We start from the raw sequence: 23620 nt of genomic DNA, 5'->3' as shown, positions 1-23620 counted from the left end.
CAACATCACACATCGGTCAAGGTCTACGAGCAGGCCAATTTCAAGGGCAGGTACGCGACCTTCACGCACGGCGTGTCGAATCTGCCGGCCCACGGCTGGGACCACATCGGCTCCACAAGGAACGTGGGCAAGCGCACGCGCTTCCGCTGACAGCGAGCCGCTGACGGGCGGGGTCCGGTACCGAGCCGCTCCCGGCCCGTCACACCCGCGCCCGGCCTGCCGGTCATGAGCCGGCAGGCCGGGCAGTGGAGACCGCCCGGCGCAACTGCGTACGTCTCGGATGCCGGTTCTAAGCGCGGTGACTTCTGGGGCGCACTGTGCCTGTGCACCCCGTTCGACGACGAGAACCCGGTCCGGCTGGAAGCGAACCTCCTGGAGGACTTCGGCCCGATGCGCGAGCGCCGGCCCGAGGACCACCCCTATCGCTTCTTCCCGGAACCGGGCGGGCTGCTCACCTGGGCAGTGACCGACGCCGCGGCGCAGTTGTGCTGGCTGACCGAAGGGCCGCCCGAGTCCTGGCCGGTGGTGATCTGGTCACGGGACGACGACTACGAGCGATTCGACAGCGGGGCCGCCGCGTTTCTCGACGGGTGGGTCAGCGGCCGCATCAGGTCGTCACCGAGACCGGGTGGCAGCTGACGTATGAGACGGCGTACGCGCATCAGCTCCGTGTCGCCTTCCCGCCCACCGACAGCGAGTCGGCCCGCCGTGCGGTCCTCCGCGCCATCGACCGCATGGGGTGCGCCGTGCGGTCCGTCGAGACCGTCCACGGCACGTCATCCTGGGCCCCTGGCCCTGCCCCATCGGACAGACCCTAGAGCCGCTACGGGCGCTGTCGGCCGGCGGTCCAGCCCGGGATCGTCGGCAGCACCTTCTTGGCGACGCGGAGCAGCGCCTCGTCGTCGGGCGTGCCCCCGTCCTGGCGCCAGATGGCGAGCTCGAAGGAGCCGCCGCGGTCCTTCGCGTCCTGGGCGATCACCAGGGTGCGGGCGATGCCGCCGGGGCCGGTGTCGGTATTGCTCGCCTTGCCGTCGCGGAGGTCGAAGCTGATGGCGATGGTCCGGTCCGAGTAGAGCACCGCCGGGCGTCCCAGGAACGTTTTCGCCTGCGCGGTCTCGCCCAGCAAGCCGGCCGACTGGGCGACGCGGTCACGGTCGTACGACGCCGAGAGCTTCACGGAGTAGGTCTCCAGCTCGACGGTCGACTCGGGGGTGGCGATCTTGGTGCCGCCGGCGAGTTTTACCCAGCTTTCGCCGCCCCCGGCGGTCTTCGCGCGTTCTTCGGGCGTTCCGAGGAGCGTCGGCAGGTCCCGGCGGTTGAGTGCGGTGCAGAGCTGTGCTCCGGAGACGCGCTTCGAGGGCGGGGCGTCATGAGTGGGGGAGCAGGTGGCCGGCTTGCGGTCCTCGGGCGTCTGCGGGGAGGTGTCCCCGAGCCCGCGCAGCCCCCACATACCGCCGACGACGACGGCGACCAGCGCTACCGCCGCGACGGCTTGGGCGCCCGCACCCATGCCCTTCTTGGATGTCGCGAAATCGTCGGCCATGTCCCCCACTTCCCCGTTCGCGCCCGATGCGCGCTGGGGGAGCGTAACCGGTGATCGTTTTGCGGGGAAGTGAATACCGCGAGCCGAGAGAGCCGAGCACCGTCCCGGGCTCGGCGAATGAACTCGACGGGTGAACCGGACGGATGAACCCGGCGAGTGAACCCGGCGAGTGAACTCGGCGGTTTCGTGGAGTGTGCGCTGGAGAGGCGCGTGATGCGGGGGTGTGGCTACCGACGGGAGGCGGCGTGGCGGACCAGGACGGCAGTGCGGGTGCGACGGGCGGACCGGACGGGGGGAGCTGGGCGAGCCGTCGGACGGTGCTCGCCGCCACCGTGGCGACGGGGCTCGGACTCCTCACGGGATGCGGTGAATCGGCAGCACCGGACGATCCGGCGAACGGTGCGCCGCCGCCCTCGCGGGCGTCGGGGCCGACGGGTCCGGCCCGGTCCTCGAAGCCTTCGGCCTCCGCGGAGCGGCCCCCTTCCGCCACCGCGGAGCAGTCCCGTTCCACGTCCGCCGGATCCGGTCGGCACGGATCGCATCGCCGACCCGAACTTCCGCGTGGTGGGAGGGAGTTATTCCCTCGATACCGGCTGGTGGGCTTCTGCGGTGTGCCCGGTGCGGCGGCGCTCGGCCGGCTCGGCACAGGCGACCTGCGCGCCCGCGCAGCCGAGGTGGAGAAGGTGGCGCACGGGTACGCCGCCGGGCGTGAGCCGCTGCCGGTGCTGGAACTGCTGGCGACGGTCGCCAATGCGTCGGCCGGGCCCGACGGCACCTACCGTTCGCGGACCCCGGCCGCCACGATCCGGCGCTTTCACGCCGTGGCCCGCGAGCGGCGTGCGCTTCTGCTGCTGAACATCCAGCCCGGCCGCGCGGCACCCCTCGACGAGGTGCGGGCGCTGCGTGAGTGGCTGGTCCATCCCGATGTCGGCATCGCACTCGACCCGGAGTGGGAGATGGGGGCCGGCGAGGTGCCGGGCAGGAAGTACGGGCACACCAGCGGGCGGGAGTTGACCCGCGTCGCCCGCTATCTCTCCGGCCTGGTGGCCAAGTACGACCTGCCGGAGAAGCCGCTGGTCTTCCACCAGGTCGCGGCGTCCGTCGTGCGGGCGGAGTCCACGCTGCGGTCGCAGCCCGGCGTTGCGCTGATCAAGAGCGTCGACGGGATCGGCTCGCCGGGGCTGAAGCGGGGCACCTGGCGCCGGCTGGTGGCGCGGCTGCCCGACGGCGTGCACTCCGGCTTCAAGCTGTTCTACGAGGAGGACGCGGAGGGGAGCCGCTTGATGACCCCGAAGGAGGTCCTCGCGCTCACCCCGCGGCCGGAGTACGTGATGTACGAGTGAAGTTCGTGGGGTTTCTCATGAGTCGGCCGGCCGGGGGATGAGACGTTCCGCGGCGGAGCGGGCCGCGGCCAGCGCCCTGGCGTGGTCGCTGCCGCGCTGGCCGAGGACGACCCTGGTGCTCAACCCGTCGAGCAGTGCCAGGAGTTCGGAGGCGCGGGCCGATACGTCCAGCGGTGCGAACCGGCCGCGTTCCACCCCCTTGGACAGCAGCGACTCCAGGTCGTCCTGCCAGCTTTGGTCCATCTCCTCCTGGGCCTGGTGCAGCGACTCGTTCGACGGCGTACGGGCCCAGAGTTCGATCCACAGCATCCAGCGGGCGTCGCGGGGGCCGCGCGGCAGATACAGATCCAGGAACAGGTCGAGTTTGCGCTCGGCGGACAGCCGGCGGGTCAGCAGCGCCCGCCGCTCCTCGCCGAGGGTGGCCTCGCTCCAGCGCAGGGCCTCCAGCAGCAGGAGGTCCTTGCTGCCGAAGTAGTACAGGATGTGCCCGCCGCTGGTGCCCAGACGCTCCGCGAGGGCGGACATGGTGAGCCCGGCCAGGCCGTTCTCGGCGATGGCCGCCATGGCTTCCTCGAGCATCCGTTCCTGGGCGATATGCCCGTCCCGCCGCCGTGCCGCCCGTGCCACCCGTATCGCCCCTGCTCCTCGTTCTTCGCTGACGTCCCGGCCCGGTCCGGTCGTCCAGTCCGTCCCGGCCGTCCCGGATTTCCCGGCCTTCCGTGACGTACCGGCTTCGCGTGTGACGTCCTCCTGTGGTCCAAACCCTATCCACGAATTCGCGCAGGGGGCTTGACGGGCGGGGGAGTGGTCGCACACCTTGAATGCCGTTCTAAAAGTTAGAACGGCATTCAAGATCCGGATCCGGCATGGAAGGGCGGTGTGCCGATGGCACAGCAGTCGAACGCGGACACGATCGGGACGACGGGGACGGGTGGCGGCCCCGTACCCGCCGCCGACGCGGCCGTCGACCCCGCTGCCACCGACGAGGTGTTCCGGGTCGAGACCCACGGCATCGATCCGATCCCCGACGACGAGCGGCACGGCAGCGCCAAGGACCTCTTCTGGCTCTGGTTCGGCTCCAACCTCACCTTCACCTATGTGATCAACGGTGCCCTCGCGGTCGGCTTCGGGCTCTCCTTCTGGCAGGCGACCGCGGTCGTGGTCATCGGCGGGCTGTCGTTCTTCGCGATCAGCGCGGCGGGTCTGAGCGGGGTCCGTACCGGAACCGCCACCCTGGTCATCTCCCGAGCCGCCTTCGGCGTCCGCGGGAACTGGCCGGCCGGACTGCTCAACTGGGTGGTCAGCATCGGTTACACCATCGTGAACACGGTCGTCGGCACCCTCGCCCTGGAGGCGTTCTTCGCCGACCTCGGCTGGCAGGGCGGCAACCTCGCCCGTGCGCTCGCGCTCGCGGTGACCCTCGCGCTCACCTTCGTGGTGGCGATGTGGGGCCACGCCACGGTCCAGTTCGCCGAACGCTGGATGGCCTACGTCCTGGCCGTCGGCTTCGCCGCGCTGCTGGTCTTCGTCCTGCCCGGCGCGCACCTCACCGCCCGGGACGGTGCCCCCGGAGCCGCGGGCTGGAGCCTGGCGTTCGTGGTGATGCTCGCCGGGCCGTTCTCGTACGTGCCGATGCCCGCCGACTACACCCGCTACCTGCCGAAGACGACCTCGCTGCGCGCCCTCACCTGGAGCGGCGCCCTCGGCGGCTTCCTGTCCTCCGTCGCGCTCGGCGTCATCGGCGTGGCCGCGGCGAGCCGGACGGACATGACCGACGCCGTCGCCGGGACGGAGCGGCTGCTGCCCGGATGGTTCCAGCCGGTCTTCCTCGCCCTGGTCCTCCTCGGCTCGGTCACCAACTCCATCATCACCCTCTACTCCTCCTCGCTGAACCTCCAGGTCCTCGGCATCCCCTGGAGCCGGGCCAAGGCCATCGTGATCAGCGCCGCCGTCACCGCCCTCGGCTCGCTCGGCGCCCTCTTCCTCACCGACTTCACCGAGTCGCTGCTCTCCTTCCTCTCCCTGCTGATCATCGTCTTCGCCCCCTGGGGCGGTGTCTTCCTCGCCGACATGCTGCTGCGCCGCTGCCGGTACGACACCGCGGCGCTGCACTCAGGGCGCACCGGCGCGTACTGGTACCGCTCCGGCTACCACCCGGCGGGGATGACCGCACTGCTCGCCGGGATGCTCTTCGCCGCCCTGACCTGCGACTCCGAGCTGTGGACGGGCCCCTTGGTCGCGCCGTTGGGCGGTGCCGACCTCACCTTGGCCGGCGCGGTCGTCTCCGGCCTCGTCTACTGGCCGCTCGCCGGGCGCAGCCGGTCCGCCACGACACCGGCCGCCTGATACGCACCCATACCCCGTCCCGTCACATCCCACCTCGTCTGACCTCATCCCTCCATGCCACCGGGAGCCCCACCCTCATGACCCGTACCACCCCGTCCGCCGCCCCCGCCGATCTGGTCCTCACCGGGGCCCGTATCCACACCGTCGACCCCGCCCTGCCCGAGGCCGAGGCGCTCGCCGTGCGCGACGGCCGGATCGTGTGGCTGGGCACGGACGCCGGCGCGGCGGTGTGGACCGGCCCGGACACCCGGGTGATCGACGCCGGCGGCCGGCTGGTGCTGCCCGGCTTCATCGACGCCCACAACCACGTCCGGCTCGGTTCCGACGACGCCTGCGTCCAACTCGCGGGCGCGCGTACCCTGGAGGCGATCCACGAGCGCGTCCGCGCCTGGCACGCCGCCCACCCGGACGCCGAGTGGATCGAGGCCGAGGCCTTCGACTACTCGGCGATCCCCGGTGGCCGGATGCCGCGTGCCGGCGACCTCGACCCGGTCACCGGCGACACCCCCGCCTTCGTCCTGAGCTACGACGTGCACACCGCCTGGTTGAACACCGCGGCCCTGCGCCGCCTCGGCATCGACCGGAGCCGGACGAGCCTGCCCTTCGGCGAGGCGGAGACCGACCCGGAGACCGGCGAACCCACCGGATTCGTCAAGGACTTCGCGATCAAGGGCCTCTCCCGCGCCGGGCACCGCGCCCTGAAGGAGCTCGGCGTGCCCTGGGCCTCGGCCGACCGCCAGTACGGGCGCCTCGCCAAGAGCCTCGACGACGCCATCGGCTTCGGCCTCACCACGGTCGTCGAACCCCAGAACTCCCTGGACGACCTCGCCCTCTTCGAGCGCGCCCGCGCCGAGGGCCGGCTGCGCTCCCGGATCGTCGCGGCGCTCTTCCACCCGCGCGGCACCACCGACGCCGACCTCGACGACTTCGCCGAGGCGGCGCGTCGCCACCACGACGACCGGCTGCGTGTCGGCCCCCTCAAGCTCTATATCGACGATGTGGTCGAGCCGCGTACGGCCGCGCTCCTGGAGCCCTACGCGGGCTGCCGCCACCACCGGGGCGAGACCTTCTACCCCGCGGAGGAGTTCGGCGACCTGCTCACCAGGTTGGACGCCCGCGGCTTCCAGTGCTTCGTCCACGCCACCGGTGACCGGGGCATCCGCACCGTCCTCGACGCGGTCGAACGGGCCCGCACGCTCAACGGGCCGCGCGACGCCCGCCACCAGATCGTGCACGTCGAATGCCTCGACCCCCGCGACACCCCGCGCTTCGCCGAGCTGGGGGTGGTGGCCTGTATGCAGCCGCGGCACTGCGCCCCGGAGATCGCCGGACCCGGCCAGGACTGGGCGCAGAATGTCGGTCCGGAGCGCTGGCACAAGGCCTGGCCGATGCGCAGCCTGCGCACGGAGGGTGCCGTACTGGCCTTCTCCAGCGACTGGAACGTCGCCGAGATGGACCCGATGATCGGCATCTACACGGCGGTCACCCGGCAGCCGCTGGCCGGCGGCGCGGCCTGGCAGCCGGAGGAGACGGTGAGCGTAGAGACCGCGGTGCACGCGTACACGATGGGCTCGGCGTACGCCAACTTCCTGGAGGACGATCGGGGCTCGCTGACCGTCGGCAAGCTGGCCGACTTCGTGGTCCTCTCCCGGGACATCCTGCGGGCCGGGCCGGAGGACATCCCCGGCGCGGTCGCGGAGACGGTGGTAGTCGGCGGGGAGATCGTGCACCAGAGGTGACGGGGAGATCGTGGACCAGAGGTGACGGGGAGATCGTGGGCCAGAGGTGACGGGGAGATCGTGGGCCGGACCGCGGGCGATCGCCTGCTCCGGGGGCCCGCGAGCGGGGGTGGTGGGGTGGCGGGGTGGAACACTCCACCTCGACGAGGCAGGCTGTACGCATGTGGTCGCTCTTCCACCCACGTCCCCCACCAGCAGGGGCAGGCGGTCACAGCCGGGTCCTCTTCAGATTCGCGCAGTGTGTGCCGTTCGCGATCGTGCTGCTCGGGCTGGCGATCGAGCTCTCGCCCGCTCACGTTCTGTATACCGGTCCGCTCCTCACCGCGATGCCGGCACTGGCCTCGCTGACGATGGGGCCGAAAGGCACCCTCTCCGTGGCGGCCGGGGCCCTGGGCGTCAGCTTGATCACCACCACCCTGCACCAGGCGTGGGGTGGCCAGCAGATCTACAGCAACCTCCTGGGGCTGCTCGTGGTTTCGGTAGCCAGTGTCACCACGAGTAATGCCGTGCGTACGCGCAGACAGAGCGAGCTCGATCAGGTTCGCCGGGTCGCCGTGGCGGCCCAACAAGTCCTCCTGCGGCCGGTACCCGCCCGGCTGGGCCCGGTGCGGGTGGCCAGTCTGTACCTCGCGGCCGAGTCGGAAGCGGAGATCGGCGGTGACCTGTACGAGGTGGTGCAGACCCGGTACGGGGTGCGGATGATCGTGGGGGATGTCCGCGGCAAGGGTCTGCCGGCCGTGCGCCTGGCCGCCGCCGTGCTGGGCGCGTTCCGGGAGGCCGTGCACTACGAGGACGACCTGGTGGAGGTCATGAACCACTGCGCGGCCGCGCTGCGGCGGGAGTGCGCCGTGCCGGATGCGGCCGACCAGCCCGAGGGGGAGGATCGGGCGGAGGACTTCGTCACCGCGCTCGTGGCCGAGGTGCCCGAGGAGGCCGCGGTCCGGGTGGTCAACCGTGGCCATCCGCCTCCGCTGGTGCTGCGCCAGGGCAAGGTCCACGCATTGATGCCCGGCTCACCGCTTCCACCGCTCGGCCTGGAGGACTTCATCACCGGCCCGCCCGTCAAGGCGGAGAGCTACCCCTTCCTGCCCGGTGACCGTCTGCTGCTGCACACCGACGGCGTGATCGAAGCCCGCGATCCCCACAACGACTTCTTCCCCTTGCCCCAGGCCATGGAAGCGGTGCACGACTGCGCCCCGCCGGAGTTCCTGGCGCGCCTGCACCAGGCATTGGTCCGCCATGCGCAGGGCCGCCTGGCGGACGATGCCGCGATGCTCCTCGTCGACCGGCTCAGGGAAGAGACGCAGGTCCGGAACTGAGCTACATCCACGCCGCTCTCGCCCACATGACGACATTCCGTGGCCTCGCCACCATCCGCTACCACGCCGACGACCTGGCCGCCGCCCGCGCCTGGTACACCGAAGTCCTCGGCGTGGAGCCGTACTTCGAGCGCCCTGAATACCTCGAGTTCCGGCTCGGCGACCACCTACAGGAGTTCGGGATCTCGCGTACTCCCTCCGCCCCGGCCGGCGTGGTTGCGTACCGTGGCGGTCGTATGCGGGGTCCGGCGGGGCTGATGCCCCTCGCGGCTCAGCCGACCTCCCGGTCACGCTCGTCGGGCGACGATGCGGACGCCCGCGGGCTCGACGATTTTTTCGATGTAGTCCGGATGGCTGCCGACACGTTGCCTGCCCCCCAGGAAGCGGGCGTAGAACTCGGCCAGCTCCTCAGGTTCAGCAGCGTCCAGTACCAGGGTGCTGGTCTTGGCGACGGCCATAGGGAGCCGAAGAATGAAGTGCCACGGCCAGGTGAAGCATCGGGCGCAGGGGACGGCATGAGGGTGTTCTGACGGCCCAGACCGTTCCGGGACGCACGGCCGCCGCTGTGACGGTACGAGAGGTCACGCGGACAGCCCAAGTGCTGCGACGGTGTCCCCCGCGTCGCGGCCCTCTCACTCCTCGACGAGGAGGCCCTCGCGCAGTTTGTTGCACGTTCGGTTCAACAGACGCGATATCTGCATCTGGCTGACACCGAACTCCTCCCCGATCTCGGCCTGTGTCATATCCGCTCCGAACCGCAACCGCAGCAGTTCTCGTTCACGGGCATCGAGCTGCACCAGGTGCGGTTTGAGGGCCTGGACGTGTTCCACGAGGCCCAGGGCGGGGTCGTCCTCGCCGACGAGATCGGCGACGAGCCCCACCTGTTTGCTTTCACCTGCCTGAAGGGGCCTGTCGATGGAATCGGCGTCGTAGCAGTTACAGGCGACGAGTCCTTCGAGAACCTCCTCCTCTGCCAGCCCCAGCCGCGTCGCGAGTTCGGTGGTGGACGGCTCATGGTTGCCCTCCACGGCCAGCCGTTCGCGCGTGCGAGCGAGATCGGTTCGGAGTTCCTGGAGCCGTCGCGGCACATGCACGGCCCAGGTCTGGTCACGGAAGTGGCGCTTGATCTCGCCTTGTATGTAGGGAACGGCCAGGGTGGTGAACTCGACGTGCCGGTACACGTCATAGCGATCGATCGCCTTGATCAGACCGACGGCTCCGACCTGCAGAACATCCTCGACGCTCACGCCCCGGTTCTTGAACCGCCGGGCGACGTAGCGGACCAGCGAGAGGTTCATCTCGATGAGGGTGTTGCGCGCGTACCGGTACTCCGCTGCTCCTGCCTCGGTGATGGCGAGGCGTTCGAGGAACAGCCGCGACAGGTTCCGTGCGTCGGCCGGGTCGACGCACTGCGGCTCTTCGATCAATGGCAAGGGCTCCGCGGGCGTCGTGTCGACGCTCCCTGTGGACGTGCTCTTCGCGGAGGTTCGTGCCGTAGCTGTCGTCGTGGTGCCGTTGCTCGTCATGCTGTGGCTCCTAGCGATTGCTGTCGGCCCCGTCATCGACCCGTACCCGAACCCTCGCCTGCCATGTCAGATCACAGTCACACAGCACGCTCCTTCGCCAACCAACTCGGCGCCAGGGCAGCGTAGTTGGCCTCCATGACGCCGGCGCAGGCGAAGACCTGGTCGCAGCGCGGTTGCTCCCCTGTGGTTCGGGTCCGCGGCCGTTCCCGGCAGACGCGTGTCGATCACGGCGCTGACCTGCTACTAGCCCGGCCGCAGCTCAAGGCTGATCTACCGGCCGGGCCGGGACGACGACTAACGCGACGGGCGATGTTGTGCTCGGCCGGCACGCTCAAATGTCGTAATTCTCGTCAAAGGTGTCACGCCGGTCTTGTTCTTCCTGCTGCTGGCGCAACTTCTTCTGCCAGGCATCCTCGGCATCCGTAGAGCGGCCAGAGCGCTTCGCTGCCTTTTTCCTTTCCTCGTTCAACTTCGCCTCGGCCTGCTCGCGGGCTTCTTGCGCCTCGGACTTCCTACCCATGGTGACCAGCCCTAACAAGGACGTAGAAAGTTGTAGATCGACTTTCGATCAGCGTCGCACGCCACAGGGAAGATCGCATAGTGCGCTCCGCTCCACATTCCGGGCGGCCCAATGGCATCCGCGCGGTCGCTCCGGGTGACTGTGCGAGAGCCAACAGTGGCGCGACTGTCGGAACCGCTGGGCGTTCGGATATGTCGCGGGGCGTGCAGGTCGAGCCCTGCGGATGGCGGCCGGCGGCGCGGGCTGGTGTGGGGAGCGATGGGCTGGATGGCGGCCACCCTCTTCGCCCTGGTCGGCTTCCGTGACGCGGCACCGAGTGCGCAACCGATCGGGGGTTCATGGACTACGCCGCGTTCTTATGGGCAGAGCTGATCGTCGCGGCGTCGGTGGTGTACGTGGCATGGTTCGGGGTCCGTCTTGAGCGCAGGGGGCTGAGGGCCGGCGCGGGGTGACCGCGGGCCGGCGGCGATGTGGGCCGCTGCCGTACCACCGCTGCCGCACCGCACTCAACGGCCACCCATCGCGTCGAGGTTGTCGGAATTGCTAGGGGGGCCTGGACGTTGATCAGGCCATGACTCAAGGCCCAGCACCTCGCTCGCTGTCCGACGAAGCCCTCTCCGACCTGCCCGGCAAGCAGCAGTTCGGCACCCTCGCCACTGTCAAACGCAGCGGTCACCCCCATCTGACCACCATGCTCTACCACTGGGACGCCGAGGCCCGGATCGTGCGGCTCTCGACGACGGCCGACCGCATCAAGGTCAAGCAGCTGCGGCGCGACCCGCGTGCGGCACTGCATGTGCAGGGCGGCGACGTGTGGTCGTTCGCCGTCGCCGAGGGCGAGGCCGAGGTCTCCGAGATAACCACGGTTCCCGGCGACGCGGTCGGGCGGGAACTGCTCGGGATGATCCCGCGGGCCGCGAAGCCGGAGGACGAAGACGCGTTCGTGGAGCAGTTGGTCGCCGAGCGGCGGGTGGTCATCCGGTTGAAGGTGGACCGACTGTACGGAACGGCACTCGACATCAACGGATAGGACGTATCGGCTGCGTGCTGGTCACAGCGATCCCAAGAAGGGTCCTCCCACCGGCACACGAGGGGAGGGGAGCCCCGGCCGCGGAATTTCACCCCCGTTTCGGGCGTGACTTCAAAGCCTCGGCCACGCGGTAGCCGGGCGATGCTCGACCAGTCCGCGGGCGACCTGGCCGATCTCTACGCGCCTGATGCCGTCCATGAGTTCCCGTTCCTCTTCCTCGGTATGTCCGAGCGCTACCAGGGGCGCGAGGAGGTTCGCGCGGGCTATCGGGCGGCCTGGAGTGCCAGCCCAGCCCAACAGCAGGAGATCGGCGAAATCGTCGTGCAGGAGAGCGCAGACCCGAAAGTGATCACTGTCGAGCAGGTCGTGACCGGGACGGTGACCACGACCGGCCGGCCCTTCAGGTTTCCCGGCCTTCTGGTGATGCGCGTCCGCAACGGCCAGATCGTGCACGTGCGCGACTACATGGACGGGCTCGGCGTGGCTCACGCCCTGGGCCGGCTTGCCGCCGTTGCCGCCGGCCTCGCTGACCGCTCCTGAGTCTCTGACTTCGGACGCATTCGGAGGTCGGCGGCGTGCGCAGCGGCAGGGTGGCGAGGGTGCCGAGGGCCGGGCTGAGGGCGCGTACCTGCCGATGAGCCTGGCTCGGACGGCCGCGCCCCGGCGCTACCAGCGGTACCAGCGGGCGCGGCCGCCACCGGCCCCGGTCGACCGCATCAGGAAGCCGAGCAGCCAGAAGGCCAGCACGACGACGGCGGCGATCCACAGCGCCTTGAGCGCGAAACCGGCGCCGAACAGCAGCAGCGCGAGCAGCAGAACGAGCAGCAGGGGTGCCATGGGTTCCTCCTGTCATGGATAAGGCGAAAAGCCTGTCGTTGAGGGCGGATTGAGAGAGGTTTGTTCAGGGCCCGGCGGTTCAGGGCGAGCTCTGGGGCAGCAGGGAACCGAGGGGCCCCAGGTCGAGGTTGAGGTCGTCCATCGTGAAGCCGTAGCGCTCACACAGTTCCGACATCCGGTCGTGGAGGATCATCAGCGTCATGCCGACCCGCTCTTCCTGATGCTCTGTCAGGTCTCCCTGGTCTGCCCGGTGGAGTGCCGTGCGTTCCATGAGTTGCCGCAGCAGCTCGACGACCGTCAGCACGAGTTTGATCAGATCGCGTTCGACCGTCTCAGGGTCGCTCTCCAGTCGCTGGGCGAGGGGCGCAGGTGCCGTCGGCCCGGTGGAGTCCTGTGTCATAAGGGGATGCCTCCTCCTGAAGGGATGTCTCCTGCCAAGGGAATGCCTCCTGCTGCGCGATCGAGTGAATGACGGCACGGAGGCTGATCCGGACGAGGTCCACGTCGGCGATGGACAGCACCAGGTCCCCGGTGAGGACCGCGCCGCCGTTGAGGAGCCGGTCGAGGAGATCGATGAGGGCGATCTGCGGACCGGCGACCCCGGCGGGCCCGCCCGGTCCGCGCGAGCCTCCGGCAGGCGCCGTGACCTCACTGGCCGTCATGCCGCGCCACCTTCCGCCGGGCGGCTCGCGAAGGAGTACGGTGCCCACGGGCCGGTGATCTCGACCCGTACGCCGGTGTCGCTCCCGGTCAGGCCGGCCAGCACCTGGTGGAACTCCCGCACGCGGCTGCGGGGCACGAGATACGCCTCGTTGGCGACGTTCCCGCCCGAGCCGGAGGCCGGTTCGCCCTGCTGGGGGCGATGGGCGACCACGCCCCGCGTCAGCGGGGCCACCGTGTCCCGGACCGCGCCGGCCACTCCACGACCTCGTGGTGGGTGCGGGCCAGCGCCTCCGGCTCCGCCAGGTCCGCCATCCGCTCGGTGAACTCGTCCGTACCGAAGTCGTCGGCCGGGACGGAAAACACCAGAGCCGTCAGCCCGGACCCGGCGACGGTCCGCAGGGGCGCGCCGCGCAGCCCGGTCAGCGGGTCGGACATGCGGTTCAGCCTCCTCGTGGTTGACGCCGGCGGGACTGGAGCCACTCCAGCCGGTCCAGCAGTTCGTCCTCGCGGGCGTCGAACTCCTCGGGCCCGATCCGGCAGTCCACCAACTGCCTTTCCAGCTCGGCAAGTTGTCGGTGTACCGGTTCCGGGTCGTAGAACTCGTGCTCCGCGGTGAGCAGTACCTGGTCGAGGACCCAGACGGTGCCCCTCAGGGGGGCGATCGGCAGGGTCAGCAGGTGGGTGAGCAGCCACATCGGGACCTCCCGCCCGATCGGTCTCCCGCTGCCGAAGGCGCGGCCCGGGGTGCGGGGTGCGGTCAGGCGAAGCTGTAGGGCGGCAGCGGGCCGTAGAGCCGGAAGGTGTACCGGTCGCCGCGCTGTTGTGCCTCGGTGCGGACCGCCTGGGCGAAGGCGGCTGTCTGCTCCCGCGCCACGAGGAACGAGGTGATGAGGAAGTGGTCTTTGGTGGGTTCGCTGTTCTCGATGCGTACGGCGGTCGGTGCGAGCCGGGCCAGGATGTCCGTGCGGGCGTGGGCCTGGCGAGCTTGGACCTCGTGTGAGATCAGCTCGCCGAGCATCAGTTTGTCGTCGTGCGGCCCGCGGTTGTGCCGGGTGCGGTCGTTGAGCCGGCGCACCTCGGGTGCGTCCCGCACGATCTCCCGCAGCAGGTCCTCCTCGTCGCGCGTCACCTTGAGGTGGTACTCCCGGCACCCGGCCAGCTCCCCGAGCCGCTGGGCGTAGGTGTCGTGCTGCTCCTCCAGCACGGCGGCGACCTGCTCGTCGTCCGGCCCGATGAGCCCGAAGCGCATCGGCAGACAGCTGCCGTCGGCCATCAGGCGTTCCTGGACGTCCTGGTGGGCCGCCACGTCCCGGCGCTTGGCGCGTAGCTCCGCCGGGGCGTCGCTGACCACCGCGCACAGGTCCTTGGTCCGCACGGTGCGCAGCGGCGCCGCGGGGTTGCCGACCCCGGCGACATCGGAGAGCCGCAGCGGATGGGCGGCGTCGGTGATGGCGTAGACGTACGTGGTCATGGCTCATCCCTCCCGGCGTGCGGTGCGGCGGCCGGCGGCCGACGACGGTTTGCGCGCCGGGCGCTCTTCGGGTTCCTCGGATTCGTCGTGGCCCTTGCGGAGGGATTCGCCGACCGCCTCGACGGCGCCCGCCAGTGCGCCCTTCGACTTTCCCTTGGCGCCGCTCTCGGTCGCCTCGCCGACGAGATCGGTGAGCTGTTCCGGTGCCTTGCGGCCGGATTCGAGGTCCAGCCGGTTGCACGCCTCCGCGAATCGCAGATAGGTGTCCACGCTCGCGACCACGACGCGTACGTCGATCTTGAGTATTTCGATGCCGACGAGGGAGACCCGTACCAAGGCATCGATGACCAGCCCGCGGTCGAGAATGAGCTCCAGGACGTCGTAGAGAGTGCCTGAGCCGCTGCCGCCGGCGGGTGGTGCCTGGGTCTGCTGCTGAATGGCAGTCACGGTCTTGTGTCCCTTCCAGTTGACTGGAGAGGGCCATGGAAGTGGGTGGAAACCGCGGTGCGGGGCTGCAGCCCTAACGGTCGATCTGGCCCCGCCCGGAGCGGCGCGTGCGCGCGTATTCCATGAGATGGCCCTGGTCGTCGAGGCGGACGCGGTAGGACGCCATCACGCTCGTGGTGTCCGGCACCCTTTCGAGTTCCATCACTTCCACGTCCGCCAGCCAGCCGTCACCGGCGGCCTTCAGCGCGGACACCGAGCCGGGTGCGCAGTTGAGCATCTCGGCGAGTTGCCCCGCGGCGAGGCGCATTGCCGCGGGGGCGGCGATCCGGTCCAGCCCGCCGCTCGCCGCTTCCGTTTCGGTCGGCGCGAGGCTTTCCTCGCCCGCCGCGCCCGCTTCCACCCTTTCCACGATGCTTTCCTCTGTCGCCATGATCCCGCCTGTCGTGCCTCGTAGAGGTCGTCTGCCGAAGATGGTGCCGTCGAACGGTGGTTGGCCGTTCTGTGTCGATGGAAAGGCGGGTGCCCGCGAACGTCGGGCGTATGCGCGAGTGGGGAAATCCAAAGGGGAGTCAGCCCGTGGTGACGGTGAAAGGCCGCCGTCGGTGTCGCGCCGCGGAGCTTGTCGAATTCGTGGGCGACGGCGTACAGCTCTTCGCGTTCAGGCCGGCGCGGCCAGCGTGATCGGTCATGACGGACTCCGGCGGTGAGGTCGGTCGAGGACCGCGGGCGGTGAGGCCGCAGTGGGTGCCGCCACAGGGGCAGCGATTGAGAGGTGAGGGCGGCTGCGGGATCGGGCCGCTTCGATGTGGGCAGCAGGCGGGGCGGCGCCTGGTTGGCCGGCGGCTCGGCTCGGCTCCGGCTCGACTCCGGTGGCGATGCGCCAGCGCTGGCGGACTTCGTCCAGCGGCCCAAGGGCGGGGAGGGCGTAGCCGATCAGCCGCCCCGGTGCCAGCGACTCGTTCTCCCTCCGCAGCATGAGCTCGGCGACGGGCGGCCGGACCGACTCCGTCGGGGGATGACACCCGAGTCGGCAGGGCCGGACGGATCCCGTCAGCCGCACTGCCAGGTGAACATCGCGCGGTCGAAGCGGCGTTCGGCCAGGTCTTCGGGGCGTATCAGCCAGTAGAGGGCGCCACAGTCGCCCCACATCATGTCGGCGTCGTCATCCGAGTCGAACTGGGCGAGCAGTACCCAGCGGAGCGCCTCCTCGTCTATGCGGGGGTCGTCCCACGGCGGGCCGCCCAGCGCGCCGCGGGCGACCTCGAACTCCACTTCACCCTGCACGGGTGTCGCATGGCCGCCGATGCGGTGCTCGGTGCCCTCGCAGTGGTCCCACAGGGCGTCCGCGAACTCCTCGTCGTGCAACGGGTGGTCTTCGGGAAGCTGCGCGAACTCCCGGTGCATCACCGGATGCTCGGGGAACGGCGCCGTCGCCTCCACGCGCGCCGTCACCGGTACCTCGGGGTAGGGCTGAATCTCTGCCGGCGCGGCCCGTTCGGCGACGGGAACGTCCGCCGGTACGTACAGCACCCGCGCACCCGCCCAGCTGTCGGGCTCATCGGGCGCGACCACCGCACAGCCGTCGTCCAACTGCCCGTCGAAGTAGAAGAAGGCCAGCGTCCCGTCTGACGGCAGGGCGATGTCGAGGGCGGCGGAGGGGAGCGCGGCGCAGTCGAGCGCGGCGACGAAGGAGAGCGGGCCGTGCCCCTCCCACACGGGCCACTCCTGGCTCTCCGGAAGCTCCGGCAGGCCGCCGAGCCGACCGACGACTGGGTCCGTACCCATACCCATACGGGTACCGGTACTTGTACCCGTTCCCGTACTCGTGCCCGTGGCCTTCTCCAGGCGCAGGCTCGGCCGCAGCAGGCCGATCCACCGCTCGGCGATCTCGGCGGGCAGATGCTCGCGGGCGAGCGTGTGCAGCGGCTCAGTGGTGCTCTGTGTCATGGGAACGATGATGCACGGACCCACTGACAACGGCCGCAGAGCCCGGACTCCGTGGCCGTCTGCGCCCGGGACGTCAGGGGTTGTTCAGGTAGGCGAGGACCGCGAGGACGCGGCGGTTGTTGTCGTTGTCATCGGTGATGCCGAGTTTGCCGAACATGGAGGTGGTGTACTTGCTGATCGCGCTGTCGCTGAGGAAGAGCCGCCGGCCGATGGCCTGATTGGACAGCCCTTCGGCCATGAGGCCGAGCACGGAGTGTTCGCGTTCGGTGAGCTGTCCGAGTCGCCGGTTCGAGGATCCGCTGGACAGCAGTTTCGCGATGACGGCAGGGTCCATGGCGGTCCCGCCCCCGGCCACGCGCTCCAGGGCGTCGACGAACTGATCGGCGTCGAACACGCTGTCCTTGAGGAAGTAGCCGATGCCACCGGAGCCATCGGCCAAGAGCTCGCGGGCATAGAGCTGTTCGACGTACTGCGAGAGGATCAGCACCGGCAGTCCGGGCAGTTCGCGGCGCGCGGCCAGGGCCGCCCGCAGGCCCTCGTCCGTCTGGGTCGGCGGCATGCGGACGTCGACGACGGCGACGTCCGGCCGCCACTTCAGCAGCGCGTCGAGCGTCTCGGGTCCGGTGGTCGCGGTCGCCACCACCTGATGTCCGTACGCCTCGATGAGGCGGACCATCCCGTCGCGCAGGAGGTAGAGGTCTTCGGCTACAACGATTCGCATGGCACGACCATCCTTGCACGGGTCGGACCGCCCGCCGGGCTGCTGATCTCCAGGGTGCCGTCGAAGACCGCGAGGCGGCGACGCAGCCCGGCGAGCCCACCGCCGGTTCGCTCGTCGGCTCCGCCCTGACCGTTGTCCTCGACATCCACCACGATGTCGTTGTCGTCGCGGGCGACAGAGATGTGCGCCCGGGTCGCGCGGGCGTGCTTGACCGCATTGGTCATCAGCTCGGCGACTCCGAAGTACAGAGCGGACTCGATCGGCGGGTCCAGGCGCAGCGTCACCTCGGCGCTGACAGCCGCTTCGAGCGGGCTGTCCAGGGCGAGCGCGCGCAGGGCGTCGACGAGCCCCCGGTCGTTGAGCACCGGCGGGTTGATCCCCCGGACCAGTTCGCGGAGCTCGGTCAGTGACGTGGCAGCGCCGGCTCGCGCCTCGCGCAGCAGCTCCTTGGCCCGGTCGGGGTCGGTCTCCATCAGCTTCTCCGCAGTGGCCAAGGAGAGCCCGAGCAGGACCAGGCGTGCCTGTGCCCCGTCGTGCAGGTCCCGTTCGATCCGGCGGATCTCGGCGGCCTGCGCGACCGTTGTGTCCGCGCGCTGGGCGGTCAGTTCGTCCAACCGCTCCGCCAGCGTCATCGCGGGCGACGGGCGCAGGAAGCGGGCGGCCACCGGCTCGACGGGCCGCCAGGCGTACGGGGCACCGGCGACGGCCACGACCAGGCCGAGCGCCCCTATGACGCGTGCGGCGGGCTCCGACTGGTCGAGCCCGAGGACCGCCGCGGCCAGCCCGGCCGGCGGGAGGGATGCGACCAGACCCGCGGTGAGCGGCGCGATCGCCATGAACCGCAGGTCGCGCCCGTTGGCGGGGTCGCCCCACCGGACCCGCCACTTCTGATCCATGAGCGCGTCGCGGCTGGTGCGCTCGTAGCCGAAGCCGTTCCACCAGTACCCGGTGGACAACTGCGTCACCGGTCCGGCCTGCCGGTATCCGGAGGGGATCTCGGTGGCGGTCCACTTCGCGACGAGGCGGCGGACCATCTGGCAGACCGGGCGGGACAAGGCGAGCGTGCCCACGCTCACCAGCACGAACGGCGCCAGCCACGACCACGGGTTCGCCGCCCCCCACCAGATCCCCAGGGCCACGGCGGCGGCCCATACGGCCGGTACCAGCATGGTGACGACCGCCACCACGCACGCTCGGACGAACCCCACGCAGGCGCTTGCCACCCACGACATCAGCTGTCGCATGTTTCTTCCTTCTACTTCGGCTCGGTGAGTCCACTGTGCGCCGCCCGGAGCCGGATTCCGCACGGATCGGCGCGGGAGTGGGTCCAGCCCCACCCAGCCGTACGTCCAGGCCGATACCGCGCCACCCATGCGCTTCCTAACGTCGACATCACACCGGAGATCGCACCGGACATCGCAACAGACGACGCAACGGAAGACGGAGCCATGGAAACCACCCAGCGCACCACGGTCGAGCCCACCCACCCGAACCGTCCCGACACCCGACCGGCCTTCGGCAAGGTGAAGATCCTCGTCGCGGCCTATGGTGCGCTGAGCGCCGCGGTCCTCGTCACGGTCGTCGTGCTCGCGCTCACCGAACAGCCGGTGACCTCGTTCATGTGGGGCCGATCGGCCGGAGTGCCGGCGAGCGCCGCGGTGACCTACTGGCTGACCGTCCTCGCCGCACGCGGAGCGCGCTGGGCCTATCTGCGCATACGGATCATCTCGATCATCATGCCGCCCGTGATCATCGCCATCGACACGATCCCCGGTGCCCTCCCGGTGTGGTTCATCGTGATGCACGGCGCATGTGCGATCGCCCTGGCCGCGGCCGCCTTCATCGTCAACGGATCCGGGCTGCGCACCGCGTTCCCCAAGAAGCGCTGACCCACCATCAGTCCTGAAGCGCACGCCGGTGGTCGCCGCCCCGCAGCGTGGCCAGTGCGGCGGCTCCCAGAGTGCAGGTGACGACGACGTAGTACGCCGGACCGTTGACCCGACCCGGCCTCCAGTCGCGTATGCCGGAAGTGTCCCTCTCCCCGTATGGCCTCATCGGCGCCACCGGGAAAAGTCCGAAGCGCCGGCCCGGTGATTGAACGCGGCCCGCCCGCAGCCCGTACACATACAGACAACGGCGGGCTTCGGCCTCCCGGGTCCCGCCCGCCGTATCGCCACCGGGCTTCGTAGGGAAGGACCATCGGGTGCCGCACTTGACGCGCTCTCCTCAGCTGCCGGAGACGGACCCGGCATCGGACCGGGTATCGGAGACGGACCGGGCAACGGAGGAGGCGGAGGGCCGGACGCCGGACGAGGGCAGCGCCGAGCCGGCGGCGTCCGCTCCGGCCAAGGACCGCGGTGCGGGCGGGGCGGTCCGTGGGTGGCACGATCGGCACCCGGCCGTCGCGCGGGTTCTGGCGCGGACGGCCACCGTCCTGTCCGCGGCACTCGTGCTCTTCGCCCTGCTCCTGCCCGACCAGCTCTCCGGCCTCACGCCAGGGCAGTTCGCACGCATCCCGGTGGAGGGGATCGCCGGTGCCGCTCTGCTGCTCGTGCTGCCGCCGAAGGCGCGGCGCGTGGCGGCGGTGTTCGCCGGGGTGACTCTCGGCCTGCTCACCGTCCTCAACTTCCTTGATATGGGCTTCTATTCGGTGTTGGCCCGGCCCTTCGACCCGGTGCTCGACTGGGGCCTGTTCGGCGACGCCGAGTCCTTCCTCAGGGACTCGGCCGGCGAGGCGGGTGCCATCGGGGCCGTGATCGGCGTGCTGGTCCTCGTCGTCGCCTTGCTGGTCCTGATGACGCTGGCGGTCGTCCGGCTGAGCCGTGTCATCTCCCGGCACAGTGCGGCGGCGACGGGTACCACCCTGCTCCTGGGGACGTCCTGGGTCGCCGTCACGGCGCTCGGCATGCAGATCGCCGGTGTTCCGGTCTCCTCCAGGAACGTGGCCGAGCTGGTCGGCAGCCGTGTGGACCAGGTGCGTGCGGACCTGAAGGACGAGCGCGCGTTCGCCGAGGCGGCCGCCGGCGACGCCTTCCATGACACTCCGCCCGACCGACTGCTGACCGGGCTGCGCGGCAAGGATGTCATCTTCACCTTCATCGAGAGCTACGGGCGCAGCGCCGTCGAGGACCCGAAGATCGCTCCGGGGGTCGATGCCGTACTCGCGGACGGGACCCGCCGACTGCGCAAGGCCGGGTTCTCCACCCGGAGTGCCTGGCTGACCTCACCGACCGCGGGCGGGGGCAGCTGGCTGGCGCACTCCACCTTGATGTCGGGCCTGTGGATCAACAACCAGCAGCGCTACCGCACCGTCACCTCCAGCGACCGCCTGAGCCTGACGGGTGCCTTCCGGCGCACGGGGGCCTGGCGGACCGTCGGCATCATGCCGGGCGTCACCCGGTCCTGGCCGGAGGGGACGTTCTACGGTCTCGACCACGTCTACGACTCCCGGAACCTCGGCTACCGGGGCCCCAAGTTCAGCTGGTCGACCATGCCCGACCAGTACAGCCTGTCCGCCTTCGAACGCCTCCAGCACGGCAAGCCGGGCGGCAAGCCCCTGATGTCGGAGATCATCCTGACGTCCAGTCACAACCCCTGGGCGCCGCTGCCCAAGATGATCGGCTGGAACGAGGTCGGCGACGGTTCGGTCTACAACGCCATACAGAAGGCGGGCAAGAACCCCACGGAGGTGTGGCGGGACCCCGCGCAGGTGCCTGTCGAATACGGGCATGCCATCCAGTACTCGCTGCGCAGCCTCATCTCCTACGTGGAGAAGTACGGCAACAAGAACACCGTGCTGGTCTTCCTCGGCGACCACCAGCCCGTTCCGGCCGTCACCGGCGAGCACGCCAGCCGGGACGTGCCGGTCGCGATCGTCGCCCACGATCCGGCCGTGCTGAAACGGATCTCCGACTGGGGCTGGCAGACCGGCCTGAAGCCCGGCCCGAAGGCACCCGTCTGGCGCATGGACGCCTTCCGCACCCGCTTCCTGACGTCCTACGGCCCGCATCCCGGCTCCGCCGCGTCGACGCCGGCCCGGTAACCGGCGCCCGGCCGGCGAGGCTGGACGTCGTCGGCGCTCGCACCGTCCGTACGCTCAATCCGTGCTTACGCTCACACCGTCCGTACGGTCACACCCGCGGCGGCCAGCGCGTCGATCTCCTCGCCCGGTGCGGCCTCGTCGGTGACGAGGGTGTGCAGGGCGGCGGCGGGAGTGACGAAGGCGAGGGCGGTGCGGGAGAGCTTGGCGCCCTCCGCGACGGCGATGATGCGGCGGGACGAGGCGATCGCGGCGCGCTTGACGGCGGCGTCGTCGAGGTCGTACGCGGTCAGGCCGTCCGTCGCGGTCACCCCGCAGCAGCCGATGACGGCGGTGTCGAAGCGCACGGCGGCCAGCGACGCCGCGGTCAGCGGGCCGGTCAGCGCCAGTTCGCCCGGCCGCGGCCGGCCGCCCGGCACCAGCAGCGTCAGTCGCGGTGCCCCGGCCAGCGCGTTGGCGGCGTGCAGGGAGAGCGGCATCACCGTCAGACGACGGGGTTCCAGTGCGTGGGCGACTTCCAGGCAGGTGGTTCCGCTGTCGAGGACGACGGACTCGCCGTCGGCGATCAGTTCGGCGACCGCGGCGGCCAGGCGCCGCTTGGTCTCCTGTCCCTCCTGCACCCGCAGCGCGAACGGGGGCTCGTCACCGCGCAGCAGCAGACTTCTCGCCCCACCGCGGTAGCGCTCCAGGACGCCCTGGTCGGCCAGTACCTCCAGGTCGCGGCGAATGGTCATCTCCGAGGCCCCGGTGAGGGCCGCCAGCTCCGCGACGCCGACGCGGCCGGCCTCGCGTACCGCGTCGGAGATCTGCCTCAGTCGGTCTGTGCTCACCATGCCCACATTGAACATGGACCCTGCTCGAATATCAATCTTTCGAACATCAATCATGTTCGATATGTTCGTTCACATGAAGAGAACGCTACGAGCCGGCCGGCTCGCCACCTTCGTCTACTTCGCCCTGAACGGCTTCCTCATGGGGATGTGGGTCGTGCACATCCCCGCCGTCGAGCACCGCGCCGGGGTCGGCCATGCCGTGCTCGGCTGGCTCCTGCTGCTGCTCGGCGCGGGAGCCTTCGCGGGGATGCAGCTCGCCGGCCGGCTCACCGACCGCGTCGGTGCCCGCCGGGTCGTACCGGCCGGCGCGGTGCTGTGCAGCGCCGCGCTCGTCCTGCCGGGACTGGCCACGAACGGTTGGCTGCTGGGCGTGGCGCTGCTGGTGCTCGGGTTCGGCAACGGTTGCCTGGACGTCAGCATGAACGCCCATGCCGTCCAGGTGGAACGCGGCTACCGACGGCCCGTCATGTCCGCCTTCCACGCCACCTTCTCCATCGGCGGCGTCCTGGCCGCTCTGGTCGGCGCGCGCACTCTCGACGGCGGCGCGGGACCGGCGGTCACACTCGGCGCGGTGGCACTCCTCGGCGTCATCGTCTCCGTACTGGCGGTTCCCGCACTGCTGCACCCCGAGCCCGCTCGCACCGCGCACGCGCCCACGGAGCCACACCCCGACGCGCCGGCCCCCACCGCGGCCTCGGCCCGGCCTCGTACGCCCCGGCGTATTTGGCTGCTCGCCGTGCTGGCGCTGATGCTGATGCTGTGCGAAGGCGTCGCCAACGACTGGAGCGTGCTCCATCTTCGGGACGTCCTGGATGCCCCGGCCGCCACCGCCGCCCTCGCTTACGGCGCCTTCGCCACGGCCATGACCCTAGGCCGTCTGCTGACCGACCGGGTGGCCGCGCGCTTCGGCCCGGTGGCGATACTCCGCTACGGCGCGTCCCTGGCGGCGCTCGGACTGACGGTGGCGGCGCTGTCCCCGTGGACGCCCCTGGCGCTGGCCGGCTGGACCCTGTTCGGGGCCGGACTGTCCGGCTGCATCCCCCAACTCTTCAGCGCCGCGGGCCACACCGATCTGGACGCCGCCGGAGCCAATGTCTCGCGCGTCGCCGGCCTCGGCTACCTCGGCATGCTCGCCGGACCCGCCCTCATCGGCCCGCTGACTCGCCTCGTCCCCCTCAACCTCACCTTCTTCCTGCCCGTGGCGTGCTGCCTCGTCGCCGCCTGCGCGGCGGGCATCCTGCGTGCCCAACGCCCCACTTCCGTCCGCCAGGAGGTTGAGGCCGTATGACCGCGACG

The 23620-nt window shown here is 70.4% G+C and carries 29 protein-coding genes and 1 pseudogene; 13 read left to right on the top strand and 17 right to left on the bottom strand.

The annotated features are described in order from the left end of the window. Nucleotides 1–225: 225 nt before the first annotated feature. Complete coding sequence (locus tag WAB15_RS03835; RefSeq protein ID WP_407285316.1) at nt 226–639, top strand: hypothetical protein; 414 nt, start codon at nt 226–228, stop codon at nt 637–639. Nucleotides 640–823: 184 nt separating this feature from the next. Here the strand turns inward: WAB15_RS03835 and WAB15_RS03830 are convergent, their stop codons facing one another. Beyond that, nucleotides 824–1543, bottom strand: coding sequence for a DUF6215 domain-containing protein (locus tag WAB15_RS03830; protein ID WP_407285315.1), 720 nt, complete (start codon nt 1541–1543; stop codon nt 824–826). A 596-nt stretch (nt 1544–2139) separates the two neighbouring features. Here WAB15_RS03830 and WAB15_RS03825 point away from each other — a divergent pair. Next, entirely contained in the window at nt 2140–2886 is a 747-nt protein-coding gene (locus WAB15_RS03825) for a hypothetical protein (protein ID WP_399144822.1), read from the top strand. Between the two features lie 15 nt (nt 2887–2901). On the opposite strand, the gene WAB15_RS03820 is transcribed toward WAB15_RS03825, so the two are convergent. Next, nucleotides 2902–3513: a TetR/AcrR family transcriptional regulator gene (locus WAB15_RS03820; RefSeq protein ID WP_407285314.1), complete on the bottom strand. Its 612-nt coding sequence runs from the start codon at nt 3511–3513 to the stop codon at nt 2902–2904. A 258-nt stretch (nt 3514–3771) separates the two neighbouring features. Here WAB15_RS03820 and WAB15_RS03815 point away from each other — a divergent pair, with 258 nt between their 5' ends. From WAB15_RS03815 to WAB15_RS03800, 4 genes are all read left to right on the top strand, one after another. Then, complete coding sequence (locus tag WAB15_RS03815; protein WP_407285313.1) at nt 3772–5232, top strand: purine-cytosine permease family protein; 1461 nt, start codon at nt 3772–3774, stop codon at nt 5230–5232. A gap of 77 nt (nt 5233–5309) precedes the next feature. Then, nucleotides 5310–6971 (top strand): amidohydrolase, encoded by a 1662-nt coding sequence (locus tag WAB15_RS03810; protein ID WP_407285312.1) that lies wholly within the window; start codon nt 5310–5312, stop codon nt 6969–6971. A gap of 242 nt (nt 6972–7213) precedes the next feature. Then, the gene (locus WAB15_RS03805) at nt 7214–8290 is read left to right on the top strand and encodes a PP2C family protein-serine/threonine phosphatase (RefSeq protein WP_407285311.1); all 1077 of its coding nucleotides are present in this window, start codon (nt 7214–7216) and stop codon (nt 8288–8290) included. Nucleotides 8291–8316: 26 nt separating this feature from the next. Further along, nucleotides 8317–8820, top strand: a complete 504-nt coding sequence (locus WAB15_RS03800; protein ID WP_407285310.1) for a VOC family protein — start codon at nt 8317–8319, stop codon at nt 8818–8820. Nucleotides 8821–8922: 102 nt separating this feature from the next. Here the strand turns inward: WAB15_RS03800 and WAB15_RS03795 are convergent, their stop codons facing one another. Next, nucleotides 8923–9816: a SigB/SigF/SigG family RNA polymerase sigma factor gene (locus WAB15_RS03795; protein WP_407285309.1), complete on the bottom strand. Its 894-nt coding sequence runs from the start codon at nt 9814–9816 to the stop codon at nt 8923–8925. A gap of 135 nt (nt 9817–9951) precedes the next feature. Here WAB15_RS03795 and WAB15_RS03790 point away from each other — a divergent pair. Further along, a pseudogene (locus WAB15_RS03790) lies at nt 9952–10060 on the top strand (IS630 family transposase); the annotation flags it as partial. A gap of 87 nt (nt 10061–10147) precedes the next feature. On the opposite strand, the gene WAB15_RS03785 reads toward WAB15_RS03790, so the two are convergent. Beyond that, the gene (locus tag WAB15_RS03785) at nt 10148–10336 is read right to left on the bottom strand and encodes a hypothetical protein (RefSeq protein WP_407285308.1); all 189 of its coding nucleotides are present in this window, start codon (nt 10334–10336) and stop codon (nt 10148–10150) included. Nucleotides 10337–10447: 111 nt separating this feature from the next. Between WAB15_RS03785 and WAB15_RS03780 the strand changes: the two genes are divergently transcribed. The 3 genes from WAB15_RS03780 to WAB15_RS03770 all read left to right on the top strand — a co-directional run bounded on the left by WAB15_RS03780 (nt 10448) and on the right by WAB15_RS03770 (nt 11906). Continuing rightward, nucleotides 10448–10708 carry a DUF4436 family protein gene (locus tag WAB15_RS03780; protein WP_407285307.1) on the top strand — a complete coding sequence of 87 codons (261 nt, stop codon included), beginning with the start codon at nt 10448–10450 and terminating at the stop codon, nt 10706–10708. A 199-nt stretch (nt 10709–10907) separates the two neighbouring features. Further along, on the top strand, nt 10908–11366 hold the full coding sequence (locus WAB15_RS03775) for a TIGR03618 family F420-dependent PPOX class oxidoreductase (RefSeq protein ID WP_407285306.1): 459 nt from the start codon (nt 10908–10910) through the stop codon (nt 11364–11366). A 141-nt stretch (nt 11367–11507) separates the two neighbouring features. Beyond that, nucleotides 11508–11906: a nuclear transport factor 2 family protein gene (locus WAB15_RS03770; protein WP_407285305.1), complete on the top strand. Its 399-nt coding sequence runs from the start codon at nt 11508–11510 to the stop codon at nt 11904–11906. A 126-nt stretch (nt 11907–12032) separates the two neighbouring features. Here the strand turns inward: WAB15_RS03770 and WAB15_RS03765 are convergent, their stop codons facing one another. The 12 genes from WAB15_RS03765 to WAB15_RS03710 form a co-directional block, all read right to left on the bottom strand. Then, complete coding sequence (locus WAB15_RS03765) at nt 12033–12203, bottom strand: hydrophobic protein (protein ID WP_234442092.1); 171 nt, start codon at nt 12201–12203, stop codon at nt 12033–12035. Between the two features lie 79 nt (nt 12204–12282). Further along, nucleotides 12283–12603: a gas vesicle protein K gene (locus tag WAB15_RS03760; protein WP_407285304.1), complete on the bottom strand. Its 321-nt coding sequence runs from the start codon at nt 12601–12603 to the stop codon at nt 12283–12285. Further along, a complete protein-coding gene (locus tag WAB15_RS03755) occupies nt 12536–12865 on the bottom strand; it encodes a gas vesicle protein (protein WP_407285303.1) in 330 nt (109 codons plus the stop codon). The genes WAB15_RS03760 and WAB15_RS03755 overlap by 68 nt, the downstream gene beginning before the upstream one ends. Further along, on the bottom strand, nt 12862–13122 hold the full coding sequence (locus WAB15_RS03750; RefSeq protein ID WP_407285302.1) for a GvpL/GvpF family gas vesicle protein: 261 nt from the start codon (nt 13120–13122) through the stop codon (nt 12862–12864). Before WAB15_RS03750 ends, WAB15_RS03755 begins: the two co-directional genes overlap by 4 nt. Continuing rightward, the gene (locus WAB15_RS03745) at nt 13086–13301 is read right to left on the bottom strand and encodes a GvpL/GvpF family gas vesicle protein (protein ID WP_407285301.1); all 216 of its coding nucleotides are present in this window, start codon (nt 13299–13301) and stop codon (nt 13086–13088) included. The genes WAB15_RS03750 and WAB15_RS03745 overlap by 37 nt, the downstream gene beginning before the upstream one ends. 5 nt (nt 13302–13306) lie before the next feature. After that, nucleotides 13307–13561, bottom strand: coding sequence for a gas vesicle protein GvpG (locus tag WAB15_RS03740; protein WP_407285300.1), 255 nt, complete (start codon nt 13559–13561; stop codon nt 13307–13309). Between the two features lie 62 nt (nt 13562–13623). Continuing rightward, nucleotides 13624–14337, bottom strand: a complete 714-nt coding sequence (locus WAB15_RS03735) for a GvpL/GvpF family gas vesicle protein (protein ID WP_407285299.1) — start codon at nt 14335–14337, stop codon at nt 13624–13626. A 3-nt stretch (nt 14338–14340) separates the two neighbouring features. Beyond that, a complete protein-coding gene (locus WAB15_RS03730) occupies nt 14341–14784 on the bottom strand; it encodes a gas vesicle structural protein GvpA (protein WP_407285298.1) in 444 nt (147 codons plus the stop codon). 73 nt (nt 14785–14857) lie between these two features. After that, on the bottom strand, nt 14858–15214 hold the full coding sequence (locus tag WAB15_RS03725; protein ID WP_407285297.1) for a gas vesicle protein: 357 nt from the start codon (nt 15212–15214) through the stop codon (nt 14858–14860). A 620-nt stretch (nt 15215–15834) separates the two neighbouring features. Continuing rightward, on the bottom strand, nt 15835–16731 hold the full coding sequence (locus WAB15_RS03720) for a YwqG family protein (RefSeq protein ID WP_407285296.1): 897 nt from the start codon (nt 16729–16731) through the stop codon (nt 15835–15837). 73 nt (nt 16732–16804) lie between these two features. Next, nucleotides 16805–17452 (bottom strand): LuxR C-terminal-related transcriptional regulator, encoded by a 648-nt coding sequence (locus WAB15_RS03715; protein WP_407285295.1) that lies wholly within the window; start codon nt 17450–17452, stop codon nt 16805–16807. Next, nucleotides 17437–18696 carry a sensor histidine kinase gene (locus WAB15_RS03710; RefSeq protein ID WP_407285294.1) on the bottom strand — a complete coding sequence of 420 codons (1260 nt, stop codon included), beginning with the start codon at nt 18694–18696 and terminating at the stop codon, nt 17437–17439. Before WAB15_RS03710 ends, WAB15_RS03715 begins: the two co-directional genes overlap by 16 nt. A 204-nt stretch (nt 18697–18900) precedes the next feature. Here WAB15_RS03710 and WAB15_RS03705 point away from each other — a divergent pair, with 204 nt between their 5' ends. Together WAB15_RS03705 and WAB15_RS03700 are read left to right on the top strand one after the other, a co-directional pair. Further along, on the top strand, nt 18901–19341 hold the full coding sequence (locus WAB15_RS03705; RefSeq protein ID WP_407285293.1) for a hypothetical protein: 441 nt from the start codon (nt 18901–18903) through the stop codon (nt 19339–19341). 314 nt (nt 19342–19655) lie between these two features. Further along, nucleotides 19656–21494 (top strand): sulfatase, encoded by a 1839-nt coding sequence (locus WAB15_RS03700; RefSeq protein ID WP_407285292.1) that lies wholly within the window; start codon nt 19656–19658, stop codon nt 21492–21494. 71 nt (nt 21495–21565) lie between these two features. Here WAB15_RS03700 and WAB15_RS03695 read toward each other — a convergent pair whose 3' ends face one another. Further along, a complete protein-coding gene (locus WAB15_RS03695; protein ID WP_407285291.1) occupies nt 21566–22324 on the bottom strand; it encodes a DeoR/GlpR family DNA-binding transcription regulator in 759 nt (252 codons plus the stop codon). Nucleotides 22325–22397: 73 nt separating this feature from the next. On the opposite strand from WAB15_RS03695, the gene WAB15_RS03690 reads away from it, so the two are divergent. Continuing rightward, nucleotides 22398–23612: an MFS transporter gene (locus WAB15_RS03690; RefSeq protein WP_407285290.1), complete on the top strand. Its 1215-nt coding sequence runs from the start codon at nt 22398–22400 to the stop codon at nt 23610–23612. Nucleotides 23613–23620 lie beyond the last annotated feature (8 nt).

The sequence above is a fragment of the Streptomyces sirii genome (assembly GCF_045690365.1).
Taxonomy (GTDB): domain Bacteria; phylum Actinomycetota; class Actinomycetes; order Streptomycetales; family Streptomycetaceae; genus Streptomyces; species Streptomyces sirii.
The sequence above is the reverse complement of the archived record's forward strand: the minus strand, read 5'-3'. Positions and strand labels throughout refer to the sequence as shown.